Origin of the sequence: Arminella tubonensis, assembly GCF_003240585.1 — a bacterium.
In the GTDB taxonomy this organism is placed as follows: Bacteria; Pseudomonadota; Alphaproteobacteria; order Rhizobiales; family Rhizobiaceae; genus Rhizobium; species Rhizobium tubonense.
The window spans coordinates 151,734-166,974 of sequence record NZ_PCDP01000035.1; the positions used below are offsets into that span (position 1 = coordinate 151,734).

Here is a 15,241-nt window from a genome sequence, read left to right on the forward strand (position 1 = left end):
ACCGGCTTAAGACACAATTGTCGCTCTGATCAATCAAGAGCCGCGGTGACGATGAATTCGACCTTGTACTTCGGTGCGGCCAGCTTTGCTTCGCTGGTGGCGCGGGCTGGCGTGTTGGCCGGGTCGACCCAGGCTTCCCAGGCGGCGTTCATCTCGGCGAAGTACGCGATGTCGGAGAGGTAGATCAGCGTCTGCAGGACTTTCGCCTTGCTGCTGCCGGCGGCGGCCAGCAGGCGGTCGACTTCGGCCAGTGCCGATTTGCACTGATCGGTAACGCTTTCGCCCTCGCCGACCTGGCCCGCCAGATAGATGGTGTTGCCATGGATGACGGCGCCGCTCATGCGCGGGCCGCTGTCGATGCGCTTGATGCTCATTATTCTCTCCTGAAGCTATCGGTATTTGTAAATAGTAGCCGTCGCGATACGGAATTTACGTCCGCATATGCTCGGATCTCTGGTAGATCGCCGTCGAGCGTGCGCCGGAGCGGCAGTAGCCGAGCATGGGACGTGGGAATTCGTCGAGCGCATCGACCATGCTTACCACCGCATCTTCGGTGACGCCCATCGGTCCGACCGGGACATGAGCGATCATCATGCCGAGTTCTTCGGCGCGTGCGGCGATATCGTCGAAAAACGGCTGATCCGGGCTTTCGTGGTCGGGACGATGGCAGACAATCGACTGGAACCCCATCGCCTTGATCTCATCGAGGTCATCGACGGTGATCTGGCCGGAAACCGAGTATTGGTCATCGATCTTGCGGATATCCATGCTTCATCCCTCTTTGAAACCGCAGGCCCTCGCACAGGGCTCTGCAAAACCTCGGCCACTGATCTACGCCGGGGGAAAGCGAGCGTCAACCGCCCGCCCCCGTTGCGGCCGCAGGCTATACAAATGCGAAGCTGAGCGCGAAATTGCGGCTTTCGCCCGGCTGGAGAATATTGAATTCGCCCGCCGCCTCAAGCTCCGCCCGAGAGACCCAGCGATGAGAAACCGGCTCTATGCCAAGCACATGCGCCGGTGCTTTCTGGTTGCGCCAGACCTGCAGGAAGGGCAGCGTTTCTGCATCGAAGCGAACCCTAAGGGTCTTGCCGCCAATCGCCGCGATCGGCCCGAGCGCGACTTCGGTCCATTTCCCATCAGTTGCCGGCGAAGGCACGCAGAACAGGCCGCCAAGCTCCTCGCCAAAGGTCCAGGGGAAGCCGCCGCCTTCGAGCATCTGCCCCGTCAGGCGCACTCCGTCGTCGAACCATTTGCCGCCGATATTCATGTGGTACATCAGGAAGACTGGCGCAGCCTCGTCGCCGGTATTGATGACGCGGTCGGTCAGGTGCACCTCGCCGGTCGCCCCGTCGATCCGCCAATGACGCTCCAGCCGGAATGGGCGACCTTCTGCGCCGACAAGATCGACATCGGCGCGGCATTCCGCATTGCCGTTTTCAAGCCGTGTCCACAGCACTTTCGCGGGGCTCGCTGAAAAAGACCCATGCAGGGGATATTTCTGGCCGCCGAATTCCGCGCTCATTGGCTCCGGATGACGAATGTGATCCGGGCCGCAGGTGAAGAGGAAGCCCTCGACGGAGTGCGAAATCCTGGCGTCGCCGTCGTCGGGAACGGCCTTGCCGGGTGAGAGATCCACACCCTCGACGATGCAGGCGCCAACGTCCATCGCCGAACCTTCGTCCAGCGTGAGCTTCGGACCCTTGTCAGCTGCGAAGTCAATCATCGGCCTCATCTCCCCTGTCGACGCGGCAGCAGCGTTAAGACGAGCGACGCTTCGCGTCAACGGGGAAAGGTGCGCCTTTACTCCAAGTTAACCATAGTTGCGCAACCTGATGGAACGACCTGCAACCACTACGAAACCATTTGGATTACCGAACGTTAAGACGCTATCCATGCAATCGTAATTTTTTATCTTTTATTCAGTATGATGCGTGAAATTCCACACTGGTGTCAAAATTCCAATGTGTGTGTGCCGGACCACTGATCAAGGAAGACCCAGACGTGAACCGATTCTTGAGGACGAGCATTTCCCTGGCTGCGATGGTCACGGCGTTTACCGTCGCCTCGCTCGATGCCGATGCGCAGCAATTCTATGGCCGGGGAAATGGTGATGTGGTTCTGGTAGCGCCTGACGGCCGGATCCTTAATCAGATACCCGAGGAGGGTGATGTCACCGTCGCCCGCGATCGTCGCGGCCGACGCGTGCTTATCGATCGCAGCGGCAATCTGATCGCCACAGAAATGCGGGCCAGCACCTATTACCCGAAGCCGCCGGTGCGCGACGCATACAATGGCGGATATCAGGACAATGGCGATGGCGATCGCTACGGCGATACCCGCTTCGACAACAACAGGGGCTACGGCGTCAATGACGGCTATGGCCAGGCCGAGCCCGGCGCGATCACCGGTGGGATACCGCGCGAAAGTTCTGTCCAGCGCCTCCCCCTCGACGACCAACTTGCGACCGATCCCAACGACCCGAATGGCGACAACAGCTACGCTTCGCTGGACCCTCAGCAGCAGCCGCCACCGGTTACGCAGCCGCCTGCCCAGCAGCCCGTCATCACGCTAAAGAACAAATCCAAGATGGAGATCACCGCGCTTGAGGTGTTCCTCGATCGCCAGGGAATCTCGCCTGGCGCCATCGATGGCCGCATGGGCGGCAACGTCACGAAGGCGATATACGCCTACCAGCAGATGACCGGACAGACGCTCGACCCGAACGACACCGACTCGATCCTTGAGCAGCTTCGCAATTCCGGCGGCATGCCGATTACCAGCTACACGATCACCCCGGCGGATGCTGCTGGTCCTTATGTTGCCGAAATCCCCGAAGACTACGCCCAGAAAGCAACGCTTTCATCGCTTGGTTACACGTCGACGACCGAAATGCTCGCCGAGCGCTTCCACATGGACGAGGGATATCTGAAGGAAATTAACAAGGGCGTCGACTTCACAATCCCTGGAACGACGATAAAAGTGATCGATCCAGGCCCGCCGAAGACCGGAGTCGTTGCCCGCATCGTCGCGGACAAGGGTAAGAAACAAGTCTTCGCCTATGACGCCAACGGCGCATTGCTGGCAGCCTATCCGGCAAGCATCGGCTCGACCGACACCCCCTCGCCGTCTGGCACGGTCACTGTCGAGCGCGTCGCTTTCAATCCGGGCTACACCTACAATCCGAAGATCAATTTCAAGCAGGCCGGCAACGACAAGATTCTGGACATCCCGCCCGGCCCGAACGGCCCTGTCGGCAATGTCTGGATGGCGCTTTCGAAGCCGACCTACGGCATCCACGGCACGCCCGATCCATCAAAGATCGGCAAATCCCAAAGTCACGGCTGCGTTCGCCTGACAAACTGGGATGCCAACGAGCTTGCCAAGATGGTCAAGCCGGGTGTCACAGTCGAATTCGTCGAATAGGGTGGGTTGAAATATAAAGACAAAAGGCCGCCGGAGCAAAACTCCAGCGGCCCTTTCTATTGTACTCTATTTTCAAGCGGCGCTTCTTATCGGGTCGTAGCCGAGGCTACTTGCTGAAGCCGTCAGACGAACAGGCACAATCCGCATCATCTCCTCGGCAAACGCGCAGGCGTTTTCCTGCGCCTTGTCGAGATTGCTGACGCGGCTCGGGTGCATCGTCTCCAGTGTCCCGCCGCAGTCGAAGATGTCCCGGAAGGCAGCGCGCTCGACGATCGCCGTTTCGAGCACCGACACCTGCCGCTCAGACAGGAGATCCTTCACAGTTTGCAGCGCCCGCGTGGTTACCAGCGGGTTGACACGTGTCAGCACCACCGAATGGGCAATGCGGATCCCCGCCCGCTGCGCCAGACAGTGCAGCAATTCCAGCACCTGCGCTCCGCCGCGCGCATCCATTGCACAGCCCTGTATCGGGACCAGAACGTGATCCGAAAGGCCGATGGCGGTTGCCAGAAGCGTATCCCTCGCACCGGGAAGGTCGATGATGAAATAATCGGCCTTGTCCTTCTCTTCCTTCAGATGGATCGGCAGCGAGGTCGTGGTGACAAAATCGATCACCGATATGTTCGGAACCGGACCGGAGATTTCATGCCAGCGGGAGATCCAGTGCTGCGGATCGGCATCGAGTATCGTCACACGATAGCCCCGTCGTGCCAGTTCGGTCGATAGAAGCAGGACAGCCGTCGTCTTGCCTGCTCCGCCTTTGGTGTTTGCGAATGTGATGGTGGCCATTGTCGATCCTCTGGGAGCTTCGACATCGCTCCTTTAGGCACCTCGGGATCATGGTGCGATTAATACATTCTTTCGAATTATGGTTAACAAAGTGCAAACGGTTGCACCCTAATTTAGCATCACTACTTCTGACCGTCCCTCGCCGGTCGTTTCGTGCAGCAAAAAGCCCGGGGTGCAGATGCATCCCGGGCCCTTCTGGTCCGCCTTGAAGTGAATGAAATAGATCAGAAGCAATCGCGGAAAAGTGCCTTGGTGTTTTCGAGCGTCAGTGCGACAGGATTGCCCCCGGCACTCGGATCCTCGATCGCCATCGCCGACAACTCGTCGATCCGGTCGCTTGCAATACCCATCGCGGTGAGGTTCTCGGGAACGCCGAGCTCGGAGCGCAGCGCCAGCACGTAGTCGTAAAAGCCGTCGAAGCCGCCTGAAATACCCAGATACGCGGCAGCCCGGGCGATCTTTTCTTCGATCACCTTGCGGTTGAAGCGCAGGACTGCCGGCATGACGACGGCATTGGTCATGCCGTGATGAGTGTTGTAGACCGCGCCGATCGGGTGCGATAGCGCGTGGATGGCCCCGAGGCCCTTCTGGAAGGCGACCGCGCCCATGGCGGCGGCGGCCATCATGTTGGCGCGAGCCTCGAGATCGGTACCTTCCTTGTAGGCGCGCGGCAGGTATTCCTTCACGAGCCGCATGCCCTCCAGCGCAATGCCGGCCGACATCGGATGATAGAACGGCGAAGAATAGGCTTCCAGGCAATGTGCGAAGGCATCCATGCCGGTACCGGCAGTGATGATCTTCGGCATGCCGACGGTCAGTTCCGGATCGGCAATGACGACGCCCGGCAGGAACTTCGGATGGAAGATGATCTTCTTCACATGCGTCACCGAATTGGTGATGACGCTGGCGCGGCCCACTTCGGAGCCTGTGCCCGCAGTCGTCGGCACGGCGACAATCGGCGCAATGCCCTCGACGCTGGCGCGGGTCCACCAGTCGCCGATATCCTCGAAATCCCAGACCGGCCGTGTCTGGCCGGCCATGAAGGCGACGCACTTGCCAAGGTCGAGACCGGATCCGCCACCGAAGGCAACAACGCCGTCATGGCCACCATCCTTGAACGCCTTGACGCCGGCTTCGAGGTTCTTCTCGTTCGGATTGGGATCGACGTCGGCAAAGATGGCGCGTCCGAGGCCTGCCTCTTCCAGAATGTCGAGCGCATTCGTGGTGATCGCCATTGACGCGAGGCCCCGGTCCGTCACCAGCAGCGGCTTCTTGATACCGAGGCTCTTGCAGGCGTCCGCCAGTTCCTTTATCCGGCCGCGGCCGAGCTTGACTGCTGTCGGATAGCTCCAGTTGGCTGTGATGTTGGTCATGCTGTGACTTTCTTCAGATGGTAGGATTTCGGACGCGTCAGATTGTGGAAGCCGATAACGGAAAGCGAGCCGCCACGGCCGGTTTCCTTGACGCCTGTCCAGCAGAGCGCCGGGTCGAGATAGTCGGCGCGGTTCATGAAGACTGTGCCGGTCTCGATTTCGCGGCCAAGCCTTGCGGCACGTTCGCTGTCCTTGGTCCAGAGCGAAGCGGTCAGGCCGTAGGGGCTGTCATTCATCAGTTCGAGCGCTTCCGCATCGCTCTTGACCTTCATGATGCCGACTGCCGGCCCAAAGGTCTCCTCGCGCATGAACGCCATGGAGTGATCCACATTGACCAGGATCTGCGGCGCCAGATACGCGCCGCCGTCATCGGCCGGGAACAGCTTGGGATCGACCAGCGCCTTGGCGCCCTTGGCAACCGCATCGGCTATCTGGTCGCGAACAACCTTGGCGAAGCGCTTGTGCGCCATCGGGCCGAGTGATGTCTCGGGATCGAGCGGATTTCCGAGCTTATAGTTCGACACCCAGGCGACCGACTTCTCGACGAAGGAGTCGTAGAGAGATTCATGCACATAGATGCGCTCGATGCCGCAGCAGCATTGGCCGGAGTTGAATGTCGCGCCGTCCATCAGCGTATCGACCGCCGCGTCGAGATCGGCGTCTTCCATGACATAGCCAGGGTCCTTGCCGCCAAGCTCAAGCCCGAGCCCGGTGAAGGTGCCGGCTGCCGCCCGCTCCATCGTGCGGCCGCCTTCGACCGAGCCGGTGAAATTGATGAAGTTGAAACTGCCGGCAGCGATCAGCGCCGAGGTCGTCTCGTGATCAAGGAAGACGTTCTGGAACACGTCAGCGGGCACACCGACCTCGACGAACGCCTGCACCAGCCGCTCGCCGACAAGCAGCGTCTGGCTTGCATGCTTGAGTATGACGGTATTGCCGGCCATCAGCGCCGGCGCCACCGTGTTGATCGCCGTCATATAGGGATAATTCCACGGCGCGATGACGAAGACGACCCCGTGCGGCTCACGCTCGATACGACGCTCGAAGCTGGCGCTGCTCTCGACAACCATTGGCGCCAGCGCGTCGGCTGCAATCGAGGCCACATAGTTCGAACGCTCATTGAAACCGCGATATTCGCCTCCATACTTGATCGGCCGACCCATCTGCCAGGCAAGCTCGGGCACGACGACGTCAGCCATCTCGTTGAGCCGCGCAACGCCCTTGAGCACCAGCTGAACGCGGTCTTCAAGCGGACGGCGAGCCCAATCCTTTTGTGCCTTGCGCGCCCGCGCAACCGCATCCTTGCCGGCATCCAGCGACAATGCCGGGCGCTCCGCATAAACTTCCCCATTCACGGGGGAGACGCATGTGATCATGCTCATGATCGAATTCCTATTCTCTATTCACAAACAAAAATTTCGTTTCCGGCGTGGGATTGCCCCTCACCCTAGCCCTCTCCCCGCAGGCGGGGAGAGGGGACGATCGTGGCTGCCGCACCCTTGTCCCCCACGGCAGTTAAGGGACGAAAGAAGGTGCGCCTATCACCTTCTCCCCGTCAAAACGGGGAGAAGGTGGCCGACAGGCCGGATGAGGGGCCTTTTGCGCCACAGATCTAAGCCCGCTCAAACCCCCGCGCAACTTCCCAGTCGGTGATACGGCTGTCATATTGTTCCTGTTCCCATTCGGCAGCCCGCGTGTAGTGGTCGATGACGTCGTCGCCGAAGGCGGCGCGGAGCATCTTCGATTGCGTCATTTCAACCGTCGCGTGCCGAAGTGTCCGCGGAATCTCCCGAACCTCGCGGGCACCATAGGCGTCGCCGACGAAGGGAGCCTCAAGTTCGAGCTTGTTCTCGATGCCGTTAATGCCGGCGGCAAGAAGCGCCGCGAAGGCAAGATAGGGATTGAGGTCGGAGCCGCCAACGCGGCACTCGATGCGGATGCCCTTGGTATCGGCGCCGCAGAGGCGATAGCCGGCCGTGCGATTGTCTGTGCTCCAGATCGCCTTGGTCGGCGCAAAGGTGCCGGCCATGAAGCGCTTGTAGGAGTTGATATAGGGAGCAAGGAAATAGGTGATTTCGCTCGCATGCGAGAGGAGACCCGCGACATAGTTCTTCATCAGCGGTGTCATGCCATGCTCTTCACCCTTGTCAAAGAACAGCGAGTCCTTGCCGTCGGCGCTCCAGAGCGACTGGTGGATGTGCGACGAACTGCCGGCGGAGGTGTAACTCCACTTCGCAAGGAAGGTGATGGCCTTGCCCTTGGCCCAGGCGATCTCCTTGCTGCCGTTCTTGATGATCACATGCCGGTCGGCCATGGTCAGCGCGTCAGCGTAGCGAACATTGATTTCTTCCTGCCCTGCAGACGCCTCGCCCTTGGTATTCTCGATCGGAATATCGGCACCCTGCAGGCCCTTGCGGATGGCGCGCATCACATCCTCTTCCTTGGTCGTCTGGAAGATGTGGTAGTCCTCGTTATAGGCGCTAGCGAGCGCAAGATTGCGATAGCCTGATGCCTGTGCCTGTTCATAGGTCTGGTCGAACAGGAAGAACTCCAGTTCCGTGGCCATGAACGCCTTCATGCCCATCGCTTCAAGGCGCTTGACCTGTTTCTTCAGGATGGCCCGCGGCGAATGCGGCACTTCCTCATGCGTGTGATGATCTATGATGTCGCAAAGTACGAGCGCGGTGCCTTCCAACCAGGGCGTCCGGCGAAGGGTCGAAAGGTCGGGCTTTATCGTGTAGTCGCCATAGCCCTTTTCCCAGCTTGTCGACTTGTAGCCGGAGACGGTTTCCATCTCCATGTCGGTTGCCAGCAGATAGTTGCAGCTATGCGTCTCCTTCCAGGCGCTGTCGATGAAGAATTCGGCCTGGAATCTCTTCCCCATCAGTCGTCCCTGCATGTCCACCTGACATGCCAGAACCGTGTCGATGCGCCCTTCGGCAACATCCTTCTTGAGGTCGTCGAACGTATAGCTGGTGCTCATGATTGATCCGCCTGAAAGACTTGAAGAAATATGGGCTCGAGGCCGGCGCGACCGGGTCTGCAAGCCAAATCGGGGCCGCAGGATCGCGGCCCCGTCTGATCGGTTCAATGTGGTCTACGATTCGCCGATGGCGCGTTCGGTGGCAGCGATCGCCGCCTGGCGCTTGGCGATCATGTCGCCGATCGGCGGGCCGAGGAAACGACGCTTTTCAAAGGCGAACCATACGATCGCGGTCAGCACCAGGAAGCCGATGGTGATGTAGAGCGCCCATTGGTTCGGAGGCTGCACGCCGATGATGAAGATGATCGCCATGGCGAGAATGACGAGGCACGCCACGACGCGATAGAGACCGATCCCCATGTTCCACGGACCCATGACCGGCCATTTCGCCGTTCCGATCGCCTTGATGCCGAGCACGATCGGCACGGCGAAGGAAAGGAACAGGAAGATGACCGTGCAAGAGACGACGATCGTGTAAGCCGACGAACCGGCGATCGTGACGAGCGAAGCGCCCCAGACGAACAGCACCGAAAGCACGCCGGCGGTCCAGATGGCAACCGAAGGCGTACGATACGACTTGCTGACGCTGGCGAGCGCCTTGGAGAACGGCAGGCCGCCATCACGCGAGAAGGCGTAGATCATGCGCGATGCGGAGGTTACGGTCGCAAGGCCGCAGAGGAACTGCGACACGAAGATCGCGATATAGAGGAGCTTCGCGACAACGGGGTTGGTGATGCTGTCGATCGTCCAGAAGAACACGTTCCAGCCCTGCTTGGACGCGTCGTCCATGTTCGGGATGGCAAGCAGGAAGGCGACCAGCATGATGTAGCCGAAGAAGGACGACCACCAGACCGACGAAACCATGCCCCGAGGAACCGAGACCGAGGCCTTGATCGTCTCTTCGGACGTATGCGCCGAGGCGTCGTAGCCGGTGATCGTGTAGATCGGCAGCAACAAGCCGAGGGCGAAGATGTACCAGATATTGTCAGTCTTCGGCCAGACTGAAGCATCGCCTTCCGGTGTGCCGGAGTAGTTGGTGAAGGTCCAGATACGGCTGATGTCCCACTCCTTGACGCCGATCAGGCAAATGATCGTCAGTGCCAGTGCGGCGCCGAAAATCAAATAGCCGGACATGTCGGTCAGCTTTGCTGTGAGCTTGATACCGAAGTGGTTGATCAGTGCCTGCAGGCCGGTAATGACGGCAACGAAGATGATCTGGTTGGCAAAGCCAGCAGACGTCGTCGTGTCGACATTCATGCCGACCCAGCCACCGATCGAGCCGGCAAAGAAGCCCCAGGTGCCGGCATTGATGGCGCCGAGCACCGTGATGAGGCCGAGAAGATTGAGCCACGCGGTCAGCCAGCCGGTGAAGCGGTTGCCGAGGATGGAGCCCCAGTGATAAAGCCCGCCCGCCGTCGGATAGGCGGACGAAATCTGCGCCATGGCAAGCGCGAACACGCCGGAGATCAGGCAACCGATCGGCCAGCCGATGCCGATAGCAGCCCCACCCGCACCCGATGTTGCCTGCGCCAGCGAATTGATGCCGCCTGACAGGATGCAGATGATGGAGAAGGAGATGGCAAAGTTCGAGAACGAACTCATGCGCCGTTCGAGTTCCTGGGCATAGCCCATGGAATGCAGGATATGCACATCCTGCTTTTTGTCTGTTTCGGAATAGTCCGACATGAATGCCCCCTAAATACAGATCATCCGCGGAATTGCGGACGGTCCACCAGCCAAACTCCGCGCGGTACCCACCGTGCGGCCTGATCGCAGTTAAACTGCTCCCCGGGGTCTTTTTCTTTGGTAGTCAGGCGTCCAGGCTTCTCTGGATCAGCCCCGTCAGATAGTCGGCCACGACCCCTTGGCCTATATCGTCCGCGACGAGGTCGTTGCGGACCTCGATCATTACATTATGCAACCCATTGGCAATTCCGTGAAGCTTAAGCGTATGGGTCACGCCGTCTTCCGGTCCATAGGGGCTGTTGCGTTCGGTTTTGTAGAGCGGCGCATCCTCGGCGGCGTTCAACATGCGATCCGCGAGATAGCTGTCTTCGTCGTGCAGAATGCCGAGTTCGACGTCGCGCGATGCACCCATGTACACCGGCGTGAAGCTGTGGACCGTAACGATGACCGTCTCTTGCCCCCTCGCCCTCCGGTCCCTGAGAAGAGCGCGAATGCGGTCATGAAACGGAATGTAGAGCGCCTCCGTGCGCGCCTGACGCTCGGCAGCGCTAAGGTGCTGATTGCCCGGGATCGTATAGATCTCGCTGACCTCCGGCATCGCTCCCGGCGATTCCGGTGGTCGATTGCAGTCGTAGACCAGGCGCGAAAAGCGCTGATGGACCAGCGTTGCATCCAAGGCCGCCGACATGCCTCTCGACACCGCCAAGGCGCCCGGATCCCAAGCGATATGGCTGGCCAGCGCCTCGCTTGAAAGCCCGAGATTACCAAGCCGCTCCGGCAGCACGCAGGAGGCGTGCTCGCAGATGATAAGAACCGGGCTCTTCCCGTCCGGCTTCTCAACCGCGACGCAGTCCCCGTCCGCTTCGGTCAACACTGTTTGCCGAGCAAGCATCGTGCTGCTCCACCCATCGCTTAATAAAAACTTACTAAAGAAAAGAATTCTTCAGGTTTGCATCCCTGTCAACCCGAAACTGAAAATTTCTCTTCAAATAAGACATTGACTCCATATGTGACAGCGTTGTTAACTCATTAGGAGATCGGCAAAGACCGGTCCGGGGAGCAAAACCAGAGTGAACAATGCGTCGAAAACAGTCTCGGACGTCATAAATGCGCATTTCGACGGGCTGACGCGGGCGGAAAAGCAACTCGCCAAGAGCCTGTTGGATAACTACCCGGTTTCGGGTCTGGGAAGCATCACGACGGTGGCCGAAAATGCACGCGTGTCGACGCCGACGGTGGCTCGCATGGTGCAGAAGATTGGTTTCAAAGGTTATCCGGAATTCCAGTCTCGCCTCCACCAGGAGGTCGAGGCGACGATCTCCAATCCGCTCACCAAGCGCGACCGTTGGGCCTCCAATGCGCCGGGAACCCATATCCTCAACCGCTTCGCCGATGCCATTAGCGATAACTTGCGCCAGACGCTGAAGGACCTCGACACCTCCACCTTCGACAGCGTCGCCACCCTGCTTTCGGAACATCGGCGCGGCCTCTATTTCGTCGGCGGGCGTATAACGGGCGCGCTTGCAGAGTATTTCTTCACTCATATGCAGGTCATCCGGCCGAACACGACGCTGCTATCGGCCAATTCGAGTTCATGGCCGCAATACGTCCTGAACATGAACCCGGGCGACCTGCTGGTGATCTTCGACATCCGCAGGTACGAGCAGGAAATGGTCAGCCTTGCAGCCGCCGCCCGTCGTCGCGGCGCAGATATCATCGTCTTCACCGACCAATGGGCGACGCCCGCCGCCAAGCACGCCAGACATACCTTTCGCGTGCAGATCGAGGCGCCCTCGGCCTGGGATTCGTCCGTCGTCACGCTCTTCATCGTCGAGGCCCTGATCGAGGCCGTTCAGAATGCGACCTGGGACGAGACGAGCGAGCGCATGAAAACACTGGAGGGCCTGTTCGAACAGACCAAGCTCTTCCGCAAACTGGGTTAGGAGGGAAAAGGGGGGAACAAGATTTTCCGACGCAGCCCGCGCCACAGCCCGGAATAGTCACCCCGTAAAAGGGTAAGCCGAGAGGCTGCTAAACCAGGGATTTGCACGATCGGTGCCCGTCATACAAGCTTCATGCAATGTCATTAACAGCTTCGCCAGACACTGGAAAATAAAGGAGAAAAACATGACCACGAATTTACGCCGCGTCCTTTCGCTCTCGACTGCATTGGTCATGGCGTCCACCGCCATCGCATCGGCCGCTCCGAGCGACGACCTGATCGCCGCTGCCAAGAAGGAAGGCTCGCTGACCACGATCGCTCTCCCGCACGACTGGTGCGGCTACGGCGACGTCATCGCAGGATTCAAGGCCAAGTACGGCCTCACAGTCAATGAGCTGAACCCTGACGCCGGCTCCGGCGACGAAGTCGAAGCCATCAAGGCCAACAAGGGCAACACCGGCCCGCAGGCTCCTGACGTCGTTGACGTCGGCCTCTCCTTCGGCCCTTCCGCCAAGAAAGACGGCCTGCTGCAGCCTTACAAGGTCTCGACCTGGGACTCGATCCCGGATAGCGCCAAGGATGCCGAAGGCTACTGGTACGGCGATTATTACGGCGTTCTCTCCTTCGTCGTGAACAAGGACATCGTCAAGGAAGCCCCGAAGGACTGGGCTGACCTGAAGAAGCCGGAATTCGCCAACACCGTCGCTCTCGCAGGCGACCCGCGCACCGCGAACCAGGCCGTTCAGGGCGTCTACGCTGCCGGTCTCGCCACCGGTGAAAAGGATGCAGCCAAGGCTGGCGCAGCCGGCCTCGCCTACTTCGCCGAACTCAACAAGGCAGGCAACTTTGTTCCTGTCATCGGCAAGGCCGCTCCGCTGGCTCAGGGCTCCACCCCGATCGTCGTCGCATGGGACTATAACGGTCTTGCATGGCGCGACAGCCTGAAGGGCAACCCGCCGGTCGACGTCATCGTCCCGGCCACGGGCGTTGTCGCCGGTGTCTACGTTCAGGCGATTTCCGCCTTCGCGCCGCACCCGAACGCTGCCAAGCTCTGGATGGAATACCTCTATTCGGACGAAGGCCAGGTTCTTTGGCTGAAGGGCTATTGCCACCCGATCCGCTTCAACGATCTTGCCAAGAACAACAAGATCCCTGCGGACGTTCTGGCCAAGTTGCCGCCGGCCGAAGCCTATGCAAAGGCCGTCTTCCCGACGCTCGACGAGCAGGGTGCTGGCAAGACGGCAATCACGACGGGTTGGGACAAAGTCGTCGGCACCAACGTCAAGTAACCAAGGTGCTCGCCTCCCCGCCCACAGGCGGGGAGGTTCTTTTTCTCCGACGCAAAAGTGACTGGGCTTGATGAGCACCGTTTCGACATCCACGATCAGCACCCACGCTCCCCTGATCAGCAGGAAGACCATCATCGACTGGCTGGGGATCGCGCCCTTCACTATTTTTGCGTTGATGTTCCTCGTCGTCCCGACGATCTATCTGATTTCGGGTGCGTTCCTGACGCCCGAAGGACAGTTCACGCTCAAGAACCTCGCCGATCTCAATACGCCCGCTATCCGGGATGCCTATTGGATCAGTATTAAGATATCCATCGCCTCTTCCATTGGCGGCGCCTTCATCGGCTTCTTTTTGGCTTGGGCCATCGTGCTCGGCGGCCTCCCCTCCTGGATCCGCAGCGTGCTGCTGACTTTCTCGGGCGTCGCATCCAATTTCGCCGGCGTACCGCTGGCCTTCGCCTTCCTGGCAACGCTTGGTCGCACCGGCCTCGTCACCGTTTTCATGCGCGACTGGTTCGGCTTCAACCTCTATTCGACCGGCTTCAACCTGCTGAGCTTCGTCGGCCTGACCATCACCTACATGTACTTCCAGATCCCGCTGATGCTGCTGATCCTGACGCCGGCGCTCGACGGTCTGAAGAAGGAGTGGAAAGAGGCTGCCTCGATCCTTGGCGCCACCAACGGCATGTACTGGCGCATGATCGCCCTGCCCATCCTTTGGCCGAGCTTGCTTGGCACCACATTGCTGCTCTTTGCCAATTCCTTCGGGGCAATCGCCACGGCTTACGCGCTGACGGGCAGTTCGTTGAACATCGTGCCGATCCTGCTCTATGCCCAGATCCGCGGCGACGTGCTCCACAATGCGAACCTCGGCTACGCCCTGGCGCTCGGCATGATCGTCATAACCGGCGTCTCCAACGTCATCTATATCATGCTGCGCATGCGCGCCGAACGGTGGCAAAAATGAAAATGGGTCGTTTCTTCGCCTGGCTCGCAATCGCCATCGGCGTCATCTATTTCATCGTTCCGCTCATTGGCACGTTCGAATTCTCGCTTCGGGCACGTCGGGGCGTCTACAGCTTCGATGCCTACGAATCGGTATTCTCCGACGCCTCGTTCCGCGAAACCTTCGGCTATTCGATGCTGATGGCACTCTTCACCATCATCTTCGGCATGCTGCTCGTCGTGCCGACGGCCTATTGGGTGCGCCTACGCCTGCCGCAGATGCGGCCCGTCGTCGAATTCGTCACGCTGATGCCGCTGGTCATCCCCGCGATCGTCATCGTCTTCGGCTATTTGAGGATGTACAATTCGTCCTCGATCCTGCCGCTGACTGGCTACGGCTCCACCACCAACCTGCTGCTCGTCTGCTCCTACATCACGCTGTCCCTGCCCTATATGTACCGCGCGGTGGACACGGCGATGCGCACCATCGATGTCAGGACACTGACAGAGGCGGCCGAGAGCCTCGGCGCCAGCTGGACGACCATTATGTTCAGATGCATATTCCCGAACGTCATGAGCGGCGTTCTCTCGGGTGCGTTCATCACGCTGGCGATCGTCATCGGTGAATTCACCATGGCTTCGCTGCTCGGACGCCCGGCGTTCGGCCCGTATCTCCAGCTCGTCGGCGCAAACAAGGCTTATGAGCCTTCGGCGCTGGCAATGATCGCATTCGCGGTGACATGGCTCAGCATGGGCCTGCTCCAACTCGTTTCCCGCTTCAATCGAGCCGCTCCGGCCAAGGTTTAAGGTA

14 protein-coding genes are annotated in these 15,241 nt (G+C 59.8%); 5 read left to right on the plus strand and 9 right to left on the minus strand.

Features of this window, described 5'->3' with window-relative positions; all coding sequences use genetic code 11:
* Window positions 1-29: 29 nt before the first annotated feature.
* The 3 genes from CPY51_RS12360 to CPY51_RS12370 all read right to left on the minus strand — a co-directional run bounded on the left by CPY51_RS12360 (window position 30) and on the right by CPY51_RS12370 (window position 1,723).
* On the minus strand, window positions 30-374 hold the full coding sequence (locus tag CPY51_RS12360; RefSeq protein ID WP_111160520.1) for a RidA family protein: 345 nt from the start codon (window positions 372-374) through the stop codon (window positions 30-32).
* A 55-nt stretch (window positions 375-429) separates the two neighbouring features.
* The gene (locus tag CPY51_RS12365; protein WP_111160521.1) at window positions 430-768 is read right to left on the minus strand and encodes a protein tyrosine phosphatase family protein; all 339 of its coding nucleotides are present in this window, start codon (window positions 766-768) and stop codon (window positions 430-432) included.
* A 115-nt stretch (window positions 769-883) separates the two neighbouring features.
* Window positions 884-1,723 carry a DUF4432 family protein gene (locus tag CPY51_RS12370; protein WP_111160522.1) on the minus strand — a complete coding sequence of 280 codons (840 nt, stop codon included), beginning with the start codon at window positions 1,721-1,723 and terminating at the stop codon, window positions 884-886.
* A 278-nt stretch (window positions 1,724-2,001) separates the two neighbouring features.
* Here CPY51_RS12370 and CPY51_RS12375 point away from each other — a divergent pair, with 278 nt between their 5' ends.
* The gene (locus CPY51_RS12375) at window positions 2,002-3,423 is read left to right on the plus strand and encodes a L,D-transpeptidase (protein ID WP_111160523.1); all 1,422 of its coding nucleotides are present in this window, start codon (window positions 2,002-2,004) and stop codon (window positions 3,421-3,423) included.
* Window positions 3,424-3,495: 72 nt separating this feature from the next.
* On the opposite strand, the gene CPY51_RS12380 is transcribed toward CPY51_RS12375, so the two are convergent.
* The 6 genes from CPY51_RS12380 to CPY51_RS12405 form a co-directional block, all read right to left on the minus strand.
* A complete protein-coding gene (locus tag CPY51_RS12380; RefSeq protein ID WP_111160524.1) occupies window positions 3,496-4,212 on the minus strand; it encodes a ParA family protein in 717 nt (238 codons plus the stop codon).
* A 224-nt stretch (window positions 4,213-4,436) separates the two neighbouring features.
* The gene (locus CPY51_RS12385; protein ID WP_111160525.1) at window positions 4,437-5,585 is read right to left on the minus strand and encodes an iron-containing alcohol dehydrogenase; all 1,149 of its coding nucleotides are present in this window, start codon (window positions 5,583-5,585) and stop codon (window positions 4,437-4,439) included.
* The gene (locus CPY51_RS12390) at window positions 5,582-6,967 is read right to left on the minus strand and encodes an aldehyde dehydrogenase family protein (RefSeq protein WP_111160526.1); all 1,386 of its coding nucleotides are present in this window, start codon (window positions 6,965-6,967) and stop codon (window positions 5,582-5,584) included. The genes CPY51_RS12385 and CPY51_RS12390 overlap by 4 nt, the downstream gene beginning before the upstream one ends.
* Window positions 6,968-7,197: 230 nt before the next feature.
* A complete protein-coding gene (locus CPY51_RS12395; protein ID WP_111160527.1) occupies window positions 7,198-8,568 on the minus strand; it encodes a glutamine synthetase family protein in 1,371 nt (456 codons plus the stop codon).
* 114 nt (window positions 8,569-8,682) lie between these two features.
* Window positions 8,683-10,254 (minus strand): amino acid permease, encoded by a 1,572-nt coding sequence (locus CPY51_RS12400; protein ID WP_111160528.1) that lies wholly within the window; start codon window positions 10,252-10,254, stop codon window positions 8,683-8,685.
* A 124-nt stretch (window positions 10,255-10,378) separates the two neighbouring features.
* On the minus strand, window positions 10,379-11,146 hold the full coding sequence (locus CPY51_RS12405) for an N-formylglutamate amidohydrolase (protein ID WP_111160529.1): 768 nt from the start codon (window positions 11,144-11,146) through the stop codon (window positions 10,379-10,381).
* Between the two features lie 178 nt (window positions 11,147-11,324).
* Here CPY51_RS12405 and CPY51_RS12410 point away from each other — a divergent pair, with 178 nt between their 5' ends.
* The 4 genes from CPY51_RS12410 (at window position 11,325) to CPY51_RS12425 (ending at window position 15,237) form a co-directional block, all read left to right on the plus strand.
* The gene (locus CPY51_RS12410; RefSeq protein WP_111160530.1) at window positions 11,325-12,197 is read left to right on the plus strand and encodes a MurR/RpiR family transcriptional regulator; all 873 of its coding nucleotides are present in this window, start codon (window positions 11,325-11,327) and stop codon (window positions 12,195-12,197) included.
* A gap of 184 nt (window positions 12,198-12,381) precedes the next feature.
* On the plus strand, window positions 12,382-13,485 hold the full coding sequence (locus CPY51_RS12415; protein ID WP_111160531.1) for an ABC transporter substrate-binding protein: 1,104 nt from the start codon (window positions 12,382-12,384) through the stop codon (window positions 13,483-13,485).
* A 70-nt stretch (window positions 13,486-13,555) separates the two neighbouring features.
* Window positions 13,556-14,452 carry an ABC transporter permease gene (locus tag CPY51_RS12420; protein WP_111160532.1) on the plus strand — a complete coding sequence of 299 codons (897 nt, stop codon included), beginning with the start codon at window positions 13,556-13,558 and terminating at the stop codon, window positions 14,450-14,452.
* The gene (locus CPY51_RS12425; protein WP_111160533.1) at window positions 14,449-15,237 is read left to right on the plus strand and encodes an ABC transporter permease; all 789 of its coding nucleotides are present in this window, start codon (window positions 14,449-14,451) and stop codon (window positions 15,235-15,237) included. Before CPY51_RS12420 ends, CPY51_RS12425 begins: the two co-directional genes overlap by 4 nt.
* Window positions 15,238-15,241: the final 4 nt, after the last annotated feature.